General features: G+C 62.3%; 19 protein-coding genes. 12 read left to right on the forward strand and 7 right to left on the reverse strand.

The features are described 5' to 3' along the window. Positions 1-5: 5 nt before the first annotated feature. The 3 genes from tssK to tagH all read right to left on the reverse strand — a co-directional run bounded on the left by tssK (position 6) and on the right by tagH (position 3,422). Entirely contained in the window at positions 6-1,340 is a 1,335-nt protein-coding gene (gene tssK / locus LCU97_RS14565; RefSeq protein ID WP_232776931.1) for a type VI secretion system baseplate subunit TssK, read from the reverse strand. Between the two features lie 15 nt (positions 1,341-1,355). Next, on the reverse strand, positions 1,356-1,862 hold the full coding sequence (gene tssJ / locus LCU97_RS14570; RefSeq protein ID WP_232776933.1) for a type VI secretion system lipoprotein TssJ: 507 nt from the start codon (positions 1,860-1,862) through the stop codon (positions 1,356-1,358). A 63-nt stretch (positions 1,863-1,925) separates the two neighbouring features. Continuing rightward, positions 1,926-3,422: a type VI secretion system-associated FHA domain protein TagH gene (gene tagH / locus LCU97_RS14575; RefSeq protein WP_053148806.1), complete on the reverse strand. Its 1,497-nt coding sequence runs from the start codon at positions 3,420-3,422 to the stop codon at positions 1,926-1,928. 430 nt (positions 3,423-3,852) lie between these two features. Here tagH and tssA point away from each other — a divergent pair, with 430 nt between their 5' ends. The 12 genes from tssA (at position 3,853) to LCU97_RS14635 (ending at position 17,264) form a co-directional block, all read left to right on the forward strand. Beyond that, positions 3,853-4,890: a type VI secretion system protein TssA gene (gene tssA, locus LCU97_RS14580; RefSeq protein WP_232776934.1), complete on the forward strand. Its 1,038-nt coding sequence runs from the start codon at positions 3,853-3,855 to the stop codon at positions 4,888-4,890. 81 nt (positions 4,891-4,971) lie between these two features. Next, entirely contained in the window at positions 4,972-5,478 is a 507-nt protein-coding gene (gene tssB, locus LCU97_RS14585; RefSeq protein ID WP_003177230.1) for a type VI secretion system contractile sheath small subunit, read from the forward strand. 1 nt (position 5,479) lies between these two features. Further along, positions 5,480-6,976: a type VI secretion system contractile sheath large subunit gene (gene tssC / locus LCU97_RS14590; protein ID WP_072390825.1), complete on the forward strand. Its 1,497-nt coding sequence runs from the start codon at positions 5,480-5,482 to the stop codon at positions 6,974-6,976. Between the two features lie 210 nt (positions 6,977-7,186). Next, positions 7,187-7,675, forward strand: coding sequence for an Hcp family type VI secretion system effector (locus tag LCU97_RS14595; RefSeq protein ID WP_053148816.1), 489 nt, complete (start codon positions 7,187-7,189; stop codon positions 7,673-7,675). Between the two features lie 81 nt (positions 7,676-7,756). Then, positions 7,757-8,206 (forward strand): type VI secretion system amidase effector protein Tae4, encoded by a 450-nt coding sequence (locus tag LCU97_RS14600; RefSeq protein ID WP_053148820.1) that lies wholly within the window; start codon positions 7,757-7,759, stop codon positions 8,204-8,206. Positions 8,207-8,217: 11 nt separating this feature from the next. After that, complete coding sequence (locus tag LCU97_RS14605; protein WP_232776935.1) at positions 8,218-8,643, forward strand: hypothetical protein; 426 nt, start codon at positions 8,218-8,220, stop codon at positions 8,641-8,643. Further along, positions 8,637-9,149, forward strand: coding sequence for a type VI secretion system baseplate subunit TssE (gene tssE, locus LCU97_RS14610; protein ID WP_053148829.1), 513 nt, complete (start codon positions 8,637-8,639; stop codon positions 9,147-9,149). The genes LCU97_RS14605 and tssE overlap by 7 nt, the downstream gene beginning before the upstream one ends. Then, positions 9,146-11,005: a type VI secretion system baseplate subunit TssF gene (gene tssF, locus LCU97_RS14615; RefSeq protein WP_232776936.1), complete on the forward strand. Its 1,860-nt coding sequence runs from the start codon at positions 9,146-9,148 to the stop codon at positions 11,003-11,005. Before tssE ends, tssF begins: the two co-directional genes overlap by 4 nt. Then, positions 10,969-12,021, forward strand: coding sequence for a type VI secretion system baseplate subunit TssG (gene tssG / locus LCU97_RS14620; protein ID WP_053148835.1), 1,053 nt, complete (start codon positions 10,969-10,971; stop codon positions 12,019-12,021). Before tssF ends, tssG begins: the two co-directional genes overlap by 37 nt. Further along, positions 12,014-14,704 (forward strand): type VI secretion system ATPase TssH, encoded by a 2,691-nt coding sequence (gene tssH / locus LCU97_RS14625; RefSeq protein WP_053148838.1) that lies wholly within the window; start codon positions 12,014-12,016, stop codon positions 14,702-14,704. Before tssG ends, tssH begins: the two co-directional genes overlap by 8 nt. Positions 14,705-14,873: 169 nt before the next feature. Beyond that, positions 14,874-16,811 (forward strand): type VI secretion system Vgr family protein, encoded by a 1,938-nt coding sequence (locus tag LCU97_RS14630; RefSeq protein ID WP_053148841.1) that lies wholly within the window; start codon positions 14,874-14,876, stop codon positions 16,809-16,811. A gap of 18 nt (positions 16,812-16,829) precedes the next feature. Further along, positions 16,830-17,264: a DcrB-related protein gene (locus LCU97_RS14635; protein ID WP_232776937.1), complete on the forward strand. Its 435-nt coding sequence runs from the start codon at positions 16,830-16,832 to the stop codon at positions 17,262-17,264. A gap of 20 nt (positions 17,265-17,284) precedes the next feature. On the opposite strand, the gene LCU97_RS14640 is transcribed toward LCU97_RS14635, so the two are convergent. Genes LCU97_RS14640 through LCU97_RS14655 form a run of 4 tightly spaced genes read right to left on the reverse strand, consistent with a single transcriptional unit; the run spans position 17,285 to position 19,768 of the window. Continuing rightward, positions 17,285-17,716, reverse strand: a complete 432-nt coding sequence (locus tag LCU97_RS14640; protein ID WP_232776938.1) for a GTP pyrophosphokinase — start codon at positions 17,714-17,716, stop codon at positions 17,285-17,287. After that, a complete protein-coding gene (locus LCU97_RS14645; RefSeq protein ID WP_053148849.1) occupies positions 17,713-17,946 on the reverse strand; it encodes a hypothetical protein in 234 nt (77 codons plus the stop codon). Before LCU97_RS14645 ends, LCU97_RS14640 begins: the two co-directional genes overlap by 4 nt. Beyond that, positions 17,936-19,309: a PAAR domain-containing protein gene (locus LCU97_RS14650; protein WP_232776941.1), complete on the reverse strand. Its 1,374-nt coding sequence runs from the start codon at positions 19,307-19,309 to the stop codon at positions 17,936-17,938. Before LCU97_RS14650 ends, LCU97_RS14645 begins: the two co-directional genes overlap by 11 nt. Before the next feature lie 24 nt (positions 19,310-19,333). Beyond that, positions 19,334-19,768: a DcrB-related protein gene (locus tag LCU97_RS14655; protein WP_232776942.1), complete on the reverse strand. Its 435-nt coding sequence runs from the start codon at positions 19,766-19,768 to the stop codon at positions 19,334-19,336. Positions 19,769-19,940: the final 172 nt, after the last annotated feature.

Below are 19,940 nucleotides of genomic sequence, written 5' to 3' on the forward strand. Positions count from 1 at the left end.
GCGAATTATCCTCGGATCGCCCAGAAGGCCAGGTTCAGCCCAGGGAACTGGCCGGCGATGTGGAACGCGAAACCGCCAGAGTTGCTCAGCTGTTTCCAGTGGTCACTGCCCCGGTCGAGTTCGTAGTAAGTGGAACCGGCGTGGTACGGCAACTGCCGTGGCGCCACCGGCAACGGCAGCAGGCCGATGCCCGGCAGCTGCAGGTTGACCAAATCACGGATGTGCTCCACCGAACCGACCTTGCTCTGCTGCCCGAAGCGGCCGCGCAGGGTTTCGGCAGGCACATCGGCGCGCACCACGAGGATGAAGCTGGCGCTGTCGAGCAGGGTCTTGTCGGCCAGCATCGCCACGTGGATGCCGTAGGCTTTCTCGACAATCGGGATCGGGGTCGCCTTGCTGTCGATCAGCATCGACAAGGCTTCACGCAAGGCTTGCATCACCGGCGTGAAACTCAGCACCAGGTCATCGTGCTGGTACTGCGGGTATTCCTGCGGTCGTCGTCCGGACGCCGTGAAGGTGGAGAATTCCCCGGCCAGCGCCACCAGTTCGCTGTAGAACCGCTCGGGGTGCAGCGGGCTCAACTGGCTCAAGTGCTGGACCAGCGGTTGGGCGCGGTTGACCAATTGCAGCAGCATGAAGTCGGCGATTTCCGAAGCACCGCCGGCACCGGAAGCCACTACGCGTCCGGCCAGGGCTTCGCCGCGCTGGTGCAGCAGGCCCAGCAGTTCACTGCGGAACGCGGCCAGCGGTTTGGAAGCGGCCACATCCAGCACGGGCGGGATGTAGCTGTCGTCGAGCACCAGGGCGCGGTCGGCGCGTTTTTCTTTGATGCGCACCACACCGACGGCAGCGTAGTCGCCGATGCCATCCTGGGCCGTCAGCAGGCGCAAGGCCCTCGACCCCAAGGCCACCGGCGCACGGTTCTCGAACGGCGCGTTGTCGTCGCGCACCTCGCACACCTGGCTCACGTAGCGGGCCGCGCCGAGCTCTTCGCCTTCATCGACGGTGTCACGGGCACCGGCACGCTTGAGCGGCAGGGCCAGGTACACCAGGCCATCGCGCAGGTCGTCCTCGACGTTCAACGGCGTCGGCGCCACGTCGTCCTGGGGAATGTTGAAGGGCGTGCCGTCCGGCAACAGGCCCCGCGCCGAAATGATCGCCAGCTTGCCTTGGGCCAGCAGGCCCTGGTCGATCAGCAATTCGGAGAAACCCCAGGCGCCGGCCGATAAAGGGCGGCTGCGGGCGTCGATGAGGTTTTCCAGGTAACGGTCATGCTGCTGGAAGTGCTGCGTTCCAATGAACATGCCTTCCGACCAGACCACACGATTGTTCCAGGACATGGGGGCTCCGATTGCTTATTGGGCAGGGCTGGATGGGGGAACGACGACGTCGCTGCGCACGGCGCGCACGTCGAGGCTGATCTGGTATTCGGTGTACTGGCGCGCCGGGACATTCAACACCGTGCGCCACTGCGACCGGTCCAGCTCGCGATAGCCCACCAGGATGCCGATGAACCGGGTCGACGGATCGAGATCGCGTTGCAGGCTCAGTTGCTGATCGGGGTGGACCAGCACTTCGTCCTGGTCGATCAGGTCGGCGCCCAAGGTCGCCTGGGCCCGTTCGGCCAGGGCGAAGTAATCGGCACGGCCGAAGGTGGCGGCGTTCTTCAGTTCGAAAATACGCACCCGGACCGGGGCCGGCTGGCCAGTGGCGCCGGGGTTGAGGCCGGCTATGGAATGAAAATGCAACTCGACGGCGGCGGTATCGGCCTCAGCCTCCTCGGGCTGGGTTTTGGCCGTGTCCTTGGCGCACGCGGTCAACAGAAGCGCGGTGGCGACTGCGAAGAAAAACCTGGGAATCATCCTGCGTCCTCAATGACGTTTGAGCTATCCGTTGTTTGATTGATGGAGGGTTATGGGCGTCGTTCAGCGACGTCGCTGTCGTGTGCTGTGCTCTTCGTAGGCACGGCTGAATTCTCGACCGAACAGGTCCTGGAAATCCTCCTGGGCTTCCCGGGAAATATTGCTGTAGAGCTCAGTAAACTGCTGCCAGTACTGGGCCTGACGCGAGCCGCTGAATATAGTCGACAACCCGCCGGGCTTGCCCATGCGCTCTTCCAATTGCGTCGGCTCGAAACGCGCCAGCAGATGTTTGATGGCCGCCTCCACGCCGGCCATGACGGCCAGTTGGTGGGCGCGCAGGTCGTCGAAGCTGTCGCGCACGGCGGCGTCCGGCGCCATGAACGCCTGGTTGCCATGACGCAACAGCAACAACAGCGCTTCGTCGACGTTGGGGGCGAATTTCAGCGGATTGTTTTCTACTGGCTGGATCATCGTTTGCTGAATGCGGAACTCACCCTTGAGGCTGCTGCGGGCCCGCAAGACATCGATCAGGCCCTCGACCATCAGCCGGTAGCTGCGGCCGATGTTTTCCATCTGTGCCTCGGCCTGCGCCTTGTCCAGACGCAACTGATCCAGCCCGGCGCCGCGCAGGAAGGCTTGCAGCAGATCGGGTTCGCCGGCATCGACCGGCCGGGCAGGCGCGACGGGTGGCTCGACCCGGGAGACCGGCGGCTCACGAGGCGGCGCGGGTTCAGCCGGCAGGTTGGGCTCCAGCACTCTGATCTCATGTGCGTTGAAATCAGGCACCGCAATTTCGGGCACGGGGATTTCAGCGGCCGGTATTGGCGGTACCGGGATCGAGACGGGCTCGACCACGGGCATTGACGTGACAGGAGGCGGTGCGACGGGCGCAGGCTTGTCACTGAACAGGTCCCAATCTTCCGGAATCACCGGGGCAGCCGTCATCGCCACAGGTTCGACCACGGGCGGTGGGCTGGGACGCGGCACCGGCGTCGGCGGGCGGAAATCGTGCTGTTGAGCCGGTACGTGATCAGGCTGGGTTGCCGGAGGGACACTCGGCGGTGTGAGGAAATCGAACAGGTCGGGCATCGTGTCCATGGCCGACACGCCTTGGAATTGCGCTGGCGATACAGCGGGGATCGACTGAGGTGTATTCACGGCGGCGCTCTGGCGCCCCATCAACGCTTCAAAGCTGCTCGGTGCTTCTGCGAAGGGGTTGCTGTCAGTGACCGGCAGGTTGAAATCGACGCGCGCCTGGATCTCGTAATCACCAATACGGATAATTTCGCCATCCTGCAGCAGCTCGCTGTTGCCTTTACGCAGGCGAACACCGGCCTTGACCAATTCCACGCCATTAGTGCTGTTATCGGTTAAGTAATATCGCCCGTCTCTGCATTGAATGACGCAATGTTTACCGGACACCAGGCGCTCGGGGTCTGGTAATACCCAGTCATTATCGGAATTGCGGCCAATTGCCATCACCCCTTGATCCAGTGTCTTCTCAGAACACTGGCCGGGGGTAATCTTGTGATAACTAGTGATAGTCAAACACAGCGGCATCTCGCCTCCTTGCTGAACACTTCTTATACATCGTCGCGCTCGGGCGAATCGAGGGCATTTCGTCCCGACGACCGCCGTCCAAAACCCTGGGAAACAGCCACGAAACGGCTTTTTGCCAGCATGATGGCTGATATTAACCGGCCTGCATGACAAAAAGCCTGTCCCGGCACCCTTCTCGACCCGCCAGTCGTACGGGTTGTTAAGCGCCTCACAACTGTAACAGACCGGAAATAGCTTACCTTGACAAGCGATAAGTACTACACCAAAAATGCACAACTTCTTGAATATGAGTGATGGCACTTTAAGATCATTCAGCATCTAAACGGCCATTACCCTCAGGAATATGCAAAGTTTGATGCGCGATTCCACCCGGAACTTGCGTATGCACGGCCCGACTGTCATTCAGCGGGCGATAGGGAGATCGATCCAAGTGGATGTGCCTTTGTTGCTCGCCGCCGTTTCCGCGACCTCACCTTGCGGTGAAGACCTGGAATATGACGCGGACTTTTTGCGCCTGGAGCGTGAATCCCGAGGCCAGCCCGAACGCAGCATGGGCGACTCGATCCTTCCTGCCGAACCCCCTGAGTGGCGCAGCATCCAGCAGCAGAGCCTGGACTTGTTGCAGCGCAGCAAAGACCTGCGAATCACCCATTTCCTGCTACAGAGTTCTCTGGCCCTGGAAGGCATTCCGGGGCTGGCGCGCGTACTGACGTTGATCAGCGAACTGCTCAAGCAATACTGGGCCGATCTGCATCCACGCCTGGACGCCGATGACGACAATGACCCCACGGTACGCATCAACGCCCTCACCGGCCTGACGTCCGATGTCACTATCCGACTGTTGCGCGAGAGCATTCTCGTCCGTTCGCGCGCCTTCGGTACGATCACCCTGCGCGCCGCCGCCAACGCCAGTGGCCTGCAAAGTTTCGCCGACGAAAGCCTCGGCTCCGAACAACTCGCCGGAGCGCTGCTCGACAGCGATCCCGAGCAACTGGAAAACACCCGGGCGGCCCTGCAGGAGGCCCGCAACGCCGCCGAAGCCATCGAGCAGCAGGTCAGCGATCAGGTCGGTTCCGCCCAGGGCGTGGACCTTGGCCCGCTGAAACAACCCCTGAAGATGGCCTTGCAGATTCTCGGTCAGTCCGGCCAGCAGAGCGGCGACAGTACCCTTTCCGATGCTGTCTCCAGCGACAGCTCCCCGTCGACTCAACACGCCGATGCGCCGAGCGCGCCGCGCAACACCGGCACAAGCACTGTCAGCGGTGAAATCAACAACCGCGACGACGTGTTGCGTAGCCTGGACCGGGTTCTCGCTTACTACACCCGTCATGAGCCCTCCAGCCCCCTGCCGGTGCTGTTGAATCGGGCCAAGCTTCTGGTTAACGCCGACTTCGCGACCATCGTGCGTAACCTGATTCCCGACGGCATGAGTCAATTTGAAAACCTGCGCGGCCCAGACAGCGAATAAAAGCGAGCGGATCACGCAGTCACGTCACCGGTACCGCCGGATGACGCCAACACCGTCGCTCAAGCGACCAGGAGCAGCAACGTGGCGAAGCAAAGTTCTCAGAAGTTCATCGCGCGCAACCGCGCGCCTCGAGTGCAGATCGAGTACGACGTCGAGCTCTACGGCGCCGAGAAAAAGGTCCAGTTGCCCTTCGTCATGGGGGTTATGGCTGACCTCGCCGGCAAGCCCGCCGAGCCTCTGGCACCCGTGGCCGATCGCAAGTTCCTCGAGATCGATGTCGACAATTTCGACTCGCGCCTCAAGGCCATGCAACCGCGCGTAGCCTTCCATGTACCCAACGAATTGACCGGCGAAGGCAACCTGAGCCTGGACCTGACTTTCGAAAGCATGGACGACTTCAGCCCGGCGGCCGTGGCCCGCAAGGTCGACTCGCTGAACAAATTGCTCGAAGCGCGCACCCAACTGGCCAACCTGCTGACCTACATGGACGGCAAGACCGGTGCCGAAGAAATCATCATGAAGGCGATCAAGGACCCAGCGCTGTTGCAGGCCCTGGCGAGCGCGCCGAAGCCAGCACAGGATCAATGACATGACTGACAATACAGCCCGCGAAGGCGCCCAGAACCTGGGCGCGACACAAGAAACCAGCGAGTTCGCGTCCCTGCTGCTGCAAGAATTCAAGCCCAAGACCGAGCGCGCCCGCGAAGCGGTGGAAACCGCCGTGCGCACTCTGGCCGAGCAGGCCCTGGCGCAGACCGACCTGGTGTCCAACGACGCCATCAAGTCGATCGAATCGATCATCGCCGCCATCGACGCCAAGCTCACCGCCCAGGTCAACCAGATCATCCACCACCCGGACTTCCAACAGCTGGAAAGCGCCTGGCGTGGTCTGCACTACCTGGTCAACAACACCGAGACCGATGAGCAGCTCAAGATCCGCGTGCTCAACATCTCCAAGACCGACCTGCACAAGACCCTGAAGAAGTTCAAGGGCACCGCGTGGGACCAGAGCCCGATCTTCAAGAAGATGTACGAAGAAGAATACGGCCAGTTCGGCGGCGAACCTTATGGCTGCCTGGTAGGCGACTACTACTTCGACCAGTCGCCACCGGACGTGGAACTGCTGGGCGAGCTGTCGAAAGTCTGCGCCGCCATGCACGCTCCGTTCATCTCCGCGGCATCGCCGACCGTGATGGGCATGGGCTCGTGGCAGGAACTGTCGAACCCACGCGACCTGACCAAGATCTTCACCACTCCGGAATATGCCGGCTGGCGCTCGCTGCGTGAGTCGGAAGACTCGCGCTACATCGGTCTGACCATGCCGCGCTTCCTGGCGCGCCTGCCGTATGGCGCCAAGACCGACCCGGTGGAAGCCTTCGCTTTCGAAGAAAACACCGACGGCGCCGACAGCTCCAAGTACACCTGGGCCAACGCCGCCTACGCGATGGCGGTGAACATCAACCGCTCGTTCAAACACTTCGGCTGGTGCTCGCGCATCCGTGGCGTGGAATCGGGCGGTGAAGTGGAGAACCTGCCGGCCCACACGTTCCCTACCGATGACGGTGGCGTGGACATGAAGTGCCCGACCGAAATCGCCATTTCGGACCGCCGTGAAGCGGAACTGGCGAAGAACGGCTTCATGCCGCTGCTGCACAAGAAGAACACCGACTTCGCCGCGTTCATCGGCGCCCAGTCGCTGCAGAAACCGGCCGAATACGACGATCCGGACGCCACCGCCAACGCCAACCTGGCCGCACGTCTGCCGTACCTGTTCGCCACCTGCCGTTTCGCCCACTACTTGAAGTGCATCGTGCGCGACAAGATCGGCTCCTTCAAAGAGAAGGACGAGATGCAGCGCTGGTTGCAGGACTGGATCCTCAACTACGTCGACGGTGACCCGGCGCACTCCACCGAAACCACCAAGGCCCAGCACCCACTGGCGGCGGCCGAAGTGATCGTCGAAGAAGTCGAAGGCAACCCGGGGTACTACAACTCCAAGTTCTATCTGCGCCCGCACTACCAGCTCGAAGGGCTGACCGTGTCGCTGCGCCTGGTATCGAAACTGCCTTCGGCCAAGGGCGCGTAAACAGAGGTTTTGTTGGAGAGGGCTCGCTCCTGTGTGGGAGCGGGCTTGCTCGCGAATACGGTCGATCAGCCAACATTGATGTCGACTGACCCGACGTATTCGCGAGCAAGCCCGCTCCCACAGGTTCTGTGTCCTGACTGACATTCAAATAGATTTCGCAAGGTCAGCGTCAACCAAACAATGTGGTTAGAAACCACACAGGGAGAAAACATGGCTGTTGATATTTTCATCAAGATCGGCGACATCAAGGGCGAGTCCATGGACAAGGCCCACAAGGACGAGATCGACGTCCTGAACTGGAGCTGGGGCATGTCCCAGTCCGGCAACATGCACATGGGCAGTGGCGGTGGCGCGGGCAAGGTGAACATCCAGGACCTGTCGTTGACCAAGTACGTCGACAAGGCCTCGCCAAACCTGATGATGCACTGCGCCAGCGGCAAGCACGTCGACAAGGTCAAGCTGACCGTGCGCAAGGCCGGCGGCGAGAGCCAGGTCGAGTACATGATCATCAACCTGGAAGAAGTGCTGATCACGTCCCTGAGCACCGGCGGCTCGGGCAGCGATGACCGCCTGACCGAAAACGTCACCCTGAACTTCGCCAAGGTGCTGGTGGACTACCAGCCGCAGAAAGCCGACGGCACCAAGGAAGGCGGCCCGGTCAAGTTCGGCTGGAACGTGCGTCAGAACGTCAAGGTGTAATCGAACACGCCCCCGGTGCCACGCGCCGGGGGTGTTTGGTACTTGCTCGAATCCAATCCTCTACAGCGCGGTATCTGAGTCATGGCCAAGCCTTCGTTTATCAATTTGTGGAACAGCTATCCGCCCTACCCGTCGGCGACGCCGGCCTGCGACGGCCCCTGGATCAATCAGTGCGCCATTCGCATGAGTATCGCCTTGTGTGGCGAACGGACGTTGCCAGTCAACTCCTCGACTTATACGCTCGACCCTCGATGCGCGCATGGGCACGCCCGTGGCGCGGAGTCACTAGCGAACTGGTTATGGAAAAAAAGCCAGCTCGGCCCACCCAAGATCTACACCAACAGCGTGGCTGACCGTACGACGCTGATGGGCAAGACCGGCATCATTTTCTTCAAGGATTGCTACCAGCAAAGCAGCGATACGGCCGGTCGACCTACCGGCGACCACATTGACCTGTGGAACCGTGGCCTGACCAAGAGTGGAGACTTGTTCGCGAGGTCCAAGGCCGTCTGGTTCTGGGAGCTTACCTGATGCGCAGCCCAATGTTCCTTTCGGCGCTGACGGCAAGCTTCGTCAGCCTGAGTGCATGCGCCGGGCAGGACACAGACGCTGTTGCCGCGCCGACCCAGGCAGTTTTCGTCGGACAGCCGATAAGTCTGGTCAATGATCAAGGTCGCTGCACACTTGTCAAACCTGACCAGAGCCGCCTGACACTCGATATGGAATGGCCTTGCCAGTTCAGCCTGGGTTCCGATAAGCAGTTGCGCGTGGAAATGTTCAATCAAGTTCCGATCTTCACCGTTGAACGCAGCGAGCATATGCCAGCCCCCAGCCGCGATTGTCTGACCAAACTCCAGGCGGTGCGCCAGATCAAGGGAACGATGGAAGTCTCGCAAGTGAGCCAGTTCGCCTCCTGCGGGCCGGGTCACTGGGACCAGAAAATGTACGTGGCGCCCTTTACGTGGTAACCGAAATCGCCACCCGCGATCGCCTGCAACCGTCCCTGCTGGACCGGTTGACCGACGACGATCCGACCAACCCCAAGGAAAGTGCCGACAAGCGCGTGCTGTCGCTCACCCAACTGAAAGCCTCGGTGCTGCGTGACCTGGCGTGGCTGCTCAACACCACCTGCTTGCTCGGCCACGACGCCACGTTGCATACCCCGGCGGGGACGTCGGTGGTGAATTTCGGACTGCCGGCACTGGCCGGCAACAGCGCGTCGAACGTTGACGTCCCGGCCCTCGAAGCACTGATCCACCAGGCCATCGCCACGTACGAACCGCGGATCCTGCGCCACACCCTGCGGGTGCGGGCCAGGGCGACGGCGGAAATGAACCACAACGCCCTGAGCTTCGAAATCGAAGGCGACCTGTGGGCCCAGCCGGTGCCCCTGCGCCTGATGCTGCAAACCGACCTGGACCTGGAAACCGGCCATGTGCGGGTGGTCAACGCCGACCAGCGGAGGCGCTCATGAATCCGCGCCTGCTGGAGTTGTACAACCAGGAATTGCACCACGTGCGCGAAAGCGCGGCGGAGTTCGCCAAGGAATACCCCAAGATCGCCAGTCGGCTGACGTTGTCCGGAATGGACTGTGCCGACCCGTACGTCGAGCGCCTGCTCGAAGGCTTCGCCTACCTGACGGCCCGAGTGCAGCTCAAGCTCGATGCCGAATACCCGACTTTCACCCACAACCTGCTGGAAATCGCCTACCCGCATTACCTGGCGCCCACGCCGTCGATGACCGTGGTGCAGATGCAGGCCGATCCGGATGAAGGTTCGCTGAGCAGCGGCTTCGAGCTGCCTCGCGACAGCGTGCTGCGGGCGGCACTGGGACGGGAAACCCAGACCTGCTGCGAGTACCGCACCACCCATGCGGTGACGTTGTGGCCGTTGCAAGTCAGCCAGGCCGAGTATTTCGGCAACCCGTCCACCGTGCTCGGGCGCCTGGCCGCCAGCGAGCCGAAGGCCAAGGCCGGCCTGCGCCTGACCCTGCGCACCGGTGCCGAACTGCCGTTCAACAGCCTGGCCCTGGACAACCTGCCGCTGTACCTCAGCGGCGCCGACGAACAGCCTTTCCGCCTGTATGAACAATTGCTGGGCAACGCCTGCGCGGTGTTCGCCCGCCAGCCCGGCGGCAACTGGGTAGAACGCCTGCCACAGGACGCGCTGCGGTCCCGTGGCTTCGACGATGCGGATGCGGCACTTCCGGTGGTGCCACGGGCCTTCCAGGGCTATCGCCTGCTGCAGGAATACTTTGCCCTGCCCCAGCGCTTCCTGTTTGTCGACTTCACCCAGCTCAGCCGAGCGGTCAAGCGCTGCGACGGTCAGGAGTTGGAATTGATCGTGCTGTTCGACCGCCACGATCCGAGCCTGGAAGGCAGCGTCGGCGTTTCGCAGTTCCTGCCGTTCTGCACCCCGGCCATCAACCTGTTTCCCAAGCGCCTGGATCGCATCCACCTGTCGGAACGGGTCAACGAACACCACGTGATCGCCGACCGCACCCGGCCGATGGATTTCGAAGTGCACTCACTGAGTACCCTCACCGGCCACGGTACCGGGCCGGAGCAACCGTTCCTGCCGTTCTACGCGGTGCGCGACCCGTCCCGTTATGGCCGTGACCTGGCGTACTACAGCGTGCGCCGAGAGCCGCGGGTATTGTCCAGCGATCAGCGACGCAACGGTCCGCGTTCGACCTACGTCGGCAGCGAAACCTTCGTCAGCCTGGTGGACAGCCACCAGGCTCCCTACCGCCACGACCTGCGCCAACTGGGCGTGACGGCGCTGTGCACCAACCGCGACCTGCCGCTGTTCATGAGCGTGGGCAACGGCAAGACCGACTTCACCCTGGCCGACAGCGCGCCGGTCGGGGCCGTGCGCTGCGTGGCCGGCCCAAGCCGCCCACGGGCCAGTCACGCTCACGATGCCAAGGCCTGGCGGCTGATCAGCCAGTTGTCGTTGAACTACCTGTCCCTGAGCGAGCAAGGCCAGGGCGCCGCGGCGCTTCGCGAACTGCTGCGCCTGTATGGCGACAACAACGACGCGGCGCTGCAATTGCAGATCGAAGGTCTGCGGGAAGTCAGCAGCAAGGCCTGCACCCGACGCCTGCCAATGCCCGGCCCAATCGTGTTCGGTCGCGGCCTGGAGATCACCCTGGAATTCGATGAAAACGCGTTTCGCGGCACCGGCGTGTTCCTGCTCGGCGCCGTGTTCGAACGCTTCCTGGCACGCTACGTGTCGATCAACAGTTTTACCGAGACGGTGATCCGTACCACCGAACGCGGCGAGATCATGCGATGGAAAGCCAAGCCCGGACGTCGTCCGACCCTGTGAGTACCCTGGACGCCATGCGCCAGGAGCCCTGGGAATATGACTTCTTCCAGGCCTTGCGGCGTATCGAATGCGAATCTCCCGAGCTGCCGCGCCTGGGCCATTCCGTGCGCCTGGCCGATGACCCGCTGCGCCTGGGGCAACAGCCCGAATGCACCTTCGCCCCGGCCACCCTCGCGTCGGTACAACCGGGTGCCGACGGCACGCCGGCGCGCCTGGAGCAGTTCTTCTTCGGCCTCGGTGGCCCCAACGGCCCGATGCCGTTGCACATCACCGAATATGTGCGCGAACGCCAGCGCAACCACGCCGACAGCACCAGCAAGCGTTTTCTCGACGTGTTTCATCATCGCCTGCTCAGCCTGTTTTACCGGGCCTGGGCTGAAGCGCGACCGACCGTCAGCCACGACCGACCGGATGATGATTATTGGTCGGCGCGCCTGGCCGCCCTCAGTGGCCGCGGCATGCCTAGCCTGCTCAATCAAGGCCTGATTCCGGACACGGCTAAGCTGCACTACAGCGGCCACCTGTCGGCACAGACCCGCTACCCGGACGGTTTGAAGGCGATTCTCAGCGAGTACTTCGGTCTGCCGGTGGAGATCGAGGAATACGTCGGCCAATGGCTGGAACTGCCCGAGCGCAGCCGCGTAGGCGTCAGCGCCAACCAGTTGGGCACCGACTTTTGCCTAGGCCGCTATGTGTGGGATCGCCAGCACAAATTCCGCATTCGCCTGGGGCCGCTCAAGCTCGTCGACTACATGGGCATGCTCCCCGGCCAACAGCCGTTCAACGAGCTGGTGGCCTGGGTCGCCGAATACCTGGGGCACGAACTGGACTGGGACCTGAACCTGGTCCTGGAACAGCCCGAAGTCCCGGCGCTGCAGCTCAACGGTCGCTTCCGCCTGGGGTTCAATACCTGGCTGGGCCGGCCCGAAACCGATGCCAACGATTTAATACTGGCCCGGCATTACGCCGAACAGGCCAACACCTCACAGACCTCAAGGAGCCATGAGCATGGGTGAAATCAGTCGCGCCGCGTTGTTCGGCAAACTCAACAGCGTGGCTTACAAAGCCATCGAAGCCGCCACCGTGTTCTGCAAGTTGCGCGGTAACCCCTATGTGGAACTGGCCCACTGGTTTCACCAGTTGCTGCAGTTGCAGGACTCGGACCTGCACCGCATCATCCGCCAGTTCAACGTCGAGCCGGCGCGCCTGGCCCGCGACCTGACCGATGCCCTGGACCGCCTGCCACGCGGCTCGACGTCGATCACCGACCTGTCGTCCCACGTGGAAGAAGCCGTAGAACGCGGCTGGGTCTACGGCAGCCTGATGTTCGGTGAAAGCCAGGTGCGCACCGGTTATCTGGTGATCGGTATCCTCAAGACTCCGAGCCTGCGCCACGCGCTGCTGGGCTTGTCATCGGAGTTCGACAAGGTCAAGGTCGAGACCCTGAGCGAGCGTTTCGACGAGTACATCGGCGACTCGCCGGAAAACGCCCTGACCGCCAGCGACGGTTTCAACGCCGGCAGCGTGCCCGGCGAAGCCAGCGGTGCCATGGCCCCCAGCGCCATGGGCAAACAGGAAGCGCTCAAGCGCTTCACCGTCGACCTGACCGAACAGGCCCGCAGCGGCAAGCTCGACCCGATCGTCGGCCGCGACGAAGAGATCCGCCAGTTGGTGGACATCCTTATGCGTCGCCGGCAAAACAACCCGATCCTCACCGGCGAAGCCGGCGTGGGCAAGACCGCCGTGGTCGAAGGCTTCGCCCTGCGCATCGTCGCCGGCGACGTGCCGCCGTCCCTCAAGGACGTGGAACTGCGCAGCCTCGACGTCGGCCTGTTGCAGGCCGGCGCGAGCATGAAAGGCGAATTCGAACAGCGCCTGCGCCAAGTCATCGAAGACGTCCAGGCCTCGCCGAAACCGATCATTCTGTTTATCGACGAAGCCCACACGCTGGTGGGTGCCGGTGGCGCCGCCGGCACCGGTGACGCGGCCAACCTGCTCAAGCCGGCCCTGGCCCGTGGCACCCTGCGCACAGTGGCCGCAACCACTTGGGCCGAGTACAAGAAGCACATCGAAAAAGACCCGGCGCTGACCCGCCGTTTCCAAGTGGTGCAAGTCGCAGAGCCGTCGGAAGACAAGGCGCTGCTGATGATGCGCGGCGTGGCCTCGACCATGGAACAGCACCACCAGGTGCAAATCCTCGACGAAGCCCTGGAAGCCTCGGTCAAGCTGTCCCATCGCTACATTCCGGCGCGCCAGTTGCCGGACAAATCCGTGAGCCTGCTGGACACCGCCTGCGCCCGCGTCGCCATCAGCCTACACGCCGTGCCGGCCGAGGTGGATGACAGCCGTCGGCGCATCGAAGCGCTGGAAACCGAACTGCAGATCATCGCGCGCGAGCATGCCATCGGCGTGGTCATCGGCACTCGCCAGACCCAGACTGAAAGCCTGCTCAGCGCCGAGCGCGAGCGTCTGGCCGAACTGGAAAGCCGCTGGGCCGAAGAGAAAGCCCTGGTGGACGAACTGCTCGCCACCCGCGCCACCCTGCGCGAGCGCGTCGGCGTGGTGGACAGCGAAGCCGCCAGCGAAGCTTCCGACAACGAAAGCCACGCTCTGCGCGAGCAACTGGTGGATCTGCAACAGCGCCTGACGGCCCTGCAAGGCGAGACCCCGCTGATCCTGCCGACCGTGGATTACCAGGCCGTGGCGTCGGTAGTCGCCGACTGGACCGGTATCCCGGTGGGCCGCATGGCCCGCAACGAACTGGAAACCGTGCTTAACCTCGACCAGCACCTGAAAAAACGCATCATCGGCCAGGACCATGCCTTGCAGATGATCGCCAAGCGCATCCAGACCTCACGCGCCGGCCTGGACAACCCGAGCAAGCCGATCGGGGTATTCATGCTCGCCGGCACCTCCGGCGTGGGCAAGACCGAAACCGCCCTGGCCCTGGCCGAAGCCATGTATGGCGGCGAGCAAAACGTCATCACCATCAACATGAGCGAGTTCCAGGAAGCCCATACCGTGTCCACCCTCAAGGGCGCGCCACCGGGCTACATCGGCTACGGCGAAGGCGGCGTGCTGACCGAAGCGGTGCGGCGCAAACCCTACAGCGTGGTGTTGCTGGACGAAGTGGAAAAAGCCCACCCGGACGTGCACGAAATCTTCTTCCAGGTGTTCGACAAAGGCGTGATGGAGGACGGCGAAGGCCGGGTGATCGACTTCAAGAACACCTTGATCCTGCTGACCACCAACGCTGGCACCGAGTTGATCGCCGACGTCTGCAAGGACCCGCAAAACGTGCCTGAGCCGGAAGAAATCGCCAAGGCCCTGCGCCAGCCGCTGCTGGAAATTTTCCCGCCGGCGCTGCTGGGTCGCCTGGTGACGATTCCGTACTATCCGCTCAGCGACGAGATGCTCAAGGCCATCACCCGCCTGCAGCTCAACCGCATCAAGAAGCGCGTGGAAAACACCCACAAAGTGGCGTTCGACTACGACGACGCGGTGATCGACCTGATCGTCTCCCGTTGCACCGAGACCGAAAGCGGCGGTCGCATGATCGACGCCATCCTGACCAACAGCCTGCTGCCGGACATGAGCCGTGAATTCCTGACGCGCATGCTTGAAGGCAAGGCGCTGGCGGGCGTACGGATCCGTGCGGTGGACAACGAATTGCAATACGATTTCAGCGACGCGGCCTAGCGACGGGAAGAAGACGATCAATGTGGGAGCGGGCTTGCCCGCGAATGCAATCTGTCAGCGACATCACAGTCGACTGACACACCGCTTTCGCGAGCAAGCCCGCTCCCACAAGTCGATCCGGTTCCGGCAGTTAAAACGCGACGCAGTCCCTACAACGACGAGATAACCGATGTTATTCAACCAAGCCTCACGCCTGGCCAAAATCACCAGCCCCCTGGGGCCCGAGGTGCTGCTGCTCAAGGACATGGGCGGCGGTGAAGAGTTAGGAAGGCTGTTCAACTATGAGTTGCAGTTGCACTCGCTGGACAACGCCATCGACCTCAACCAGGTGCTCGGCAAGCCCATGTGCGTGAGCATGCAGCTGGACGGCGGTGGCGAGCGGCATTTCCACGGCATCGTGGCCCGCTTCAGCCAGAACGTCGACCAGGGCCAGTTCGCCAGTTACCAAGCCACGCTGCGGCCCTGGCTGTGGTTGCTGACCCGGACCTCCGATTGCCGGATCTTCCAGAACCTGACCATCCCGCAGATTATCAAGCAGGTGTTCCGCGACCTGGGCTTCTCGGATTTCGAGGACGCCCTGAGCCGCCCCTATCGCGAGTGGGAATACTGCGTGCAGTATCGCGAGACCAGCTTCGATTTCGTCAGCCGCCTGATGGAACAGGAAGGAATCTATTACTTCTTCCGCCACGAACAGGGCCGTCATGTGCTGGTGCTGGCGGACGCCTACGGCGCCCACGCCAAGGCGCCCGGGTACGAATCGGTGCCCTACTACCCGAAGAATGACCAGCATCGCGAACGCGATCACATTAACGGTTGGCACCTGGCCCAGGAAGTCCAGCCCGGCTCCCTGGAGCTCAACGACTATGACTTCCAGCGCCCCAGCGCCCGCATCGATGTGCGCTCGGCCATGCCGCGCCCGCACGCCGCCGGCGACTATCCGCTATACGACTATCCCGGCACCTACGTGCAAAGCGCAGACGGCGAACACTACGCCCGCACCCGTATCGAAGCCTTGCAGACCCAGCATGAACAAGTCGAGCTGGCCGGCAACGCCCGGGGCCTGGGCTCGGGGCATCTGTTCAGCCTGACCGGCTTCAACCGCCAGGACCAGAATCGCGAATACCTGATCGTTGGCGCTCGTTACTACCTTTCCCAGGAAAGCGGCGAAACCAGTGTCGGCACCCCTTCGGCCCAGTTCGAAAGCAGCCTGACCTGCATCGACGCCCAGCAAAGCTATCGCCCGTTGCCCATCACCCACCGCCCCGTCGTCAAAGGGCCGCAAACCGCGCTGGTGGTCGGTCCCAAGGGCGAGGAAATCTGGACCGACCAGTATGGCCGGGTGAAGGTGCATTTCTATTGGGACCGTCACGACCAGTCCAACGAGAACAGCTCGTGCTGGATTCGCGTGTCGCAGGCCTGGGCCGGGAAAAACTGGGGCTCGATGCAGATCCCGCGCATCGGTCAGGAAGTGATCGTCAGCTTCCTGGAAGGCGACCCCGACCGCCCGATCATCACCGGTCGCGTCTACAACGCCGAACAGACCGTACCCTACGACCTGCCCGCCAATGCAACTCAGAGCGGTATGAAAAGCCGTTCGAGCAAGGGCGGCACGCCTGCGAATTTCAACGAAATCCGCATGGAAGACAAAAAGGGCGCCGAGCAGTTGTACATCCATGCCGAGCGCAACCAGGACATTGTGGTCGAGGTGGATGAAAGCCATTCGGTGGGCAACGACCGCAACAAGAGCATCGGCCACAACGAGACGGTGACTATCGGCAACAACCGCCTGCGCATCGTCAAGCAAGAGGACATCCTGTCCGTAGGCCAGCGCAAGACCGACAGCATCAGCCAGAGCTATGTGATCGAGGTGGGCGAAAACCTGCGCCTGGTGTGCGGTGAAAGCATCCTGGAGCTCAACGCCAGCGGCCAGATCAACCTGACGGGCGTGCAGATCAGTTTCTATGCCAGCGGCGATGCCGAGTTCAACACCGGCGGCGTGCTGCACCTGAACAACGGCGGCGGCCCCGGCGCCACGCCTGATGGTCAGGGCGTGAAAGCCAGCATCGACGCCAACATCAAGGCCGCGTTCCCGTCGTCCAAGGGCTAATTCCGAGATCCATGCGCCATGACTTACCGCATCAATGAGTTCCAGTTCCAGTTGCCGCCCGGCGAATTGCTCGACGCGACGATCAACATCCTCAAGTTCCCTGAGCTGGGCACCTCGTTGATCGTCAGCCGCAGCCTGCTGGCTGAAGGCGAAACCCTGCAAAGCAACCTCGACGCCCAGTTGGCGCGCCTGGAAAAACAGGTCCAGGACCTGCGCTGCCAACCCGGCTTCGCCGTGCGCCTGGGGCCCCACCAGGACGTCGAAGGCATCGAGCTGCGCAGCCAGTTCAACAAGGGCACTGAAAAGGTCTTCCAGTACCAACTGGCCCTGGTCCTGCCCGGTACTCGCAAGCTGCTGGCGCTGAGTTATGTGAAAGCCGAAAAGCTCGGCGATGCCGAAGCCGCGCATTGGGCGACGATCAAGGGCTCACTGGTGTTCGACACCCTGGCCTGAGCACCTCGTTGGATCCTGCGCTACAACCCAAGCGGCGCTTGCAAGTAGAGTAATGCCCGATGATATTTCGCAGCGCGTTCCAGATCCTTGTCGCGCACCACGGGCAGTCGGGTGAGGTCGAGGTTGTCACGGATGTCCGCGATCTTCACTTTGGTCGCCAGCGGATTGGGGCGAATCCGGGCAATGAACTGTTCGTACGATTCGCCCGGGCGCTTGCTCAGGCAATCGATAGCGATCACGGCCGTCTCCGGAATACCGAGCGAGCGCAACTCATCGAGGGTGACATCGCCGTCTTCGACCACATCGTGAAGCAAGCTGACCAGCTGTTCTTCAAGCCCCTCGAACGCCATCATCAGGCGCAGGGGGTGAAGAATGTAGGGTTTGCCCGCTTTGTCCACCTGGCCCGCGTGGACCCGTGCAGCCAGGGCGATTGCAGCATCCAGAATGCTCATCGGCGCTCGAAGCCTTTCTCGTATTCTTCTTTGGAAATCTCACGGCCGTACAAGATTGCATCGTTGTACAGCCGGTTATCCGCCGGTACTGGCCGGTCGCTTTCAGCCGCTCCGTAGAATTTCACGAAGACTGTTTTGGTGCGATGGTCCCAGCGGTAGGTCACCTCCTCGAAGTCGTAATCCAGAAACACATCCCGGCTCGCGAAGGCGCTCAGATCCTTAATTCCCACCGTTCCCCCTTATCGCGTCGTAATAGGCTTTACTCTTATCCGCAATAGCTTGCGCCTCCGGGCTGGCCTTGTCCAAGACCCGGAAGTCCTCGTAATACTTATGACCCAGCCCTCCAGGTACCCCGGTTTTAGCGGCAACGGCATTATAGGTGTCGTCCCCCAGCAGTGCCCGAGCCAGCGGTTCCGGCTCTTTGGCATAGATCATTTCCGGCGAGTTCACCTGGATTTCCCCCGGTATGCCCGCACGGGTTGGCAAGGTCGAGTTAACGCCGCTATAGCCCATTTCATTGGTGGCGCCTTCAATGACCTTCACGTTCGCGCCTCGCTTGCCAAGCTCCGTCGCAACGGCGCTGATCTGGTCGGACTCGACGATGATCGTGTTGCGTGCCAGGTCCTTGATCCGGGTCGCATCCCCACCGTAATCGTTATCGATTTTCTGTCGGGCACGCGCCTCGGATTTGATCGGTGCCTTGGCGACCTTGCCTCCATACTGGGCAGCGATCTCATCGGCGACGGCATCGATTTCCGCTTTGGCTGCCGGTGCCTTTGCGTAAACCTCTTCAAACGTCTTGGGCGTCTTGGGCGGGGTGGCTGGCTTGCCCAGCTTCGCCAACTTCGGCCCTATGCCCAGCAAAGCCATCCCCGCCACACCCTGCAACAGGTCGCGATAACCCGGCCCCAGGCGATCGCCCAGCTCGCCCAGCAGGGCCATGCCGCCCATCGCAGCGGCACCTATGGCAACGGCGGTGGCCAGGGCAGCGGCCCCTGCCATGGCGGCCAATACCAGTGCAGCCCCCGCGGCCAGCATCCCCAACGCTTCGAGACCGGTGTGCAACCAGCCTTCGAGGTCGAGCACAAACGCCACGGACACCGTGGGCCCGCCAATGAACGTATTGGAACTGCCGGTCTTGATGTGCGCGCCGCACACCATCTTGCTCTGCAAGCGCGCGGCCGGCTTGCCGTTGATGAAGACGGTGGCGCTGCCTTCGGCGATCAACACCGGGAACGGCCAGATCGGATGGTTCATGGGCAAGCCGGTGCAGCCGGCCGCCGTGTCCATGCCAGCGCGCATCGCATTGCGCCGGTTGATCTGGACATTCAGGCTGCCCATGATCAACGCGCCCGTCGTGGGCTCGGGCAGGTTGAAAATCGTGTTCAGGCCCTTGAGGATCTGGAACATCGACAGGCCGCCAGCGGCAATCGAACCGGCCATGATCGCCAACGCCACGCCACCGGTCGCCACGGTGGCCGCCACCACCGCGGCACCGATCAACGCCCCCGCGACGGCGCCCGCCACCATCGCGGCGACACCAAAACCGTGGGCTATTTCATCGCCAAGACGCGCAGCGGCCAGCATATCCATTGCGTTGTGATCTTCCCGGAGTGATCAAGCGGTCTGAGGCAGGACCTTAAAGGAATGCATCGCCGCCTTCCAGGCCGGCTCGTGGTGGACCAGGTCGTTCGGCGTGGTCGTCAGCGTGGTGATCAACCCCACGGGCTGGCGGTCGATGAACACCTGGCGCAGCATCAACTCGCGACCCTCGCGTTGCCAGCTGTAATCGAGCAGCACGGCGGCATAGCCATGGAGCAAGAAGTCCCAACGCTTGATCAGGTTGAAACCGGGCAATTGCTGTTCGGCGCTCGCCAATTGCTGGGCCACGTAGTCATCGAACGGCGTGTCGCCCCGGCTCGGGTCACGGCTGATGACGAAACTGGCTTCCTTGGCACCGCCCACGGCAGGCAACTTGAAGATATTGATGCTCTGGTCATGCCAGCTGTCAGGAATATCGAGATCGGCTTCTTGAAGGCGATAGAGCGTCATGATTCGGATCGTTTCCAGGCAAAAGAGAGGCTTTGGCAAGCGGCAGATCTTCAAGCAATGGATGGTAACAATCAAGGCACCCAGGCGAGTCATTTTCCGGGCCATGACCCCCGTCTCACTTTGCATCGCCTTTGCGCACGATCACTCGTAAGCACCGCGTCGTCCTGGCATC

Origin of the sequence: Pseudomonas uvaldensis, assembly GCF_021271205.1 — a bacterium.
In the GTDB taxonomy this organism is placed as follows: Bacteria; Pseudomonadota; Gammaproteobacteria; order Pseudomonadales; family Pseudomonadaceae; genus Aquipseudomonas; species Aquipseudomonas uvaldensis.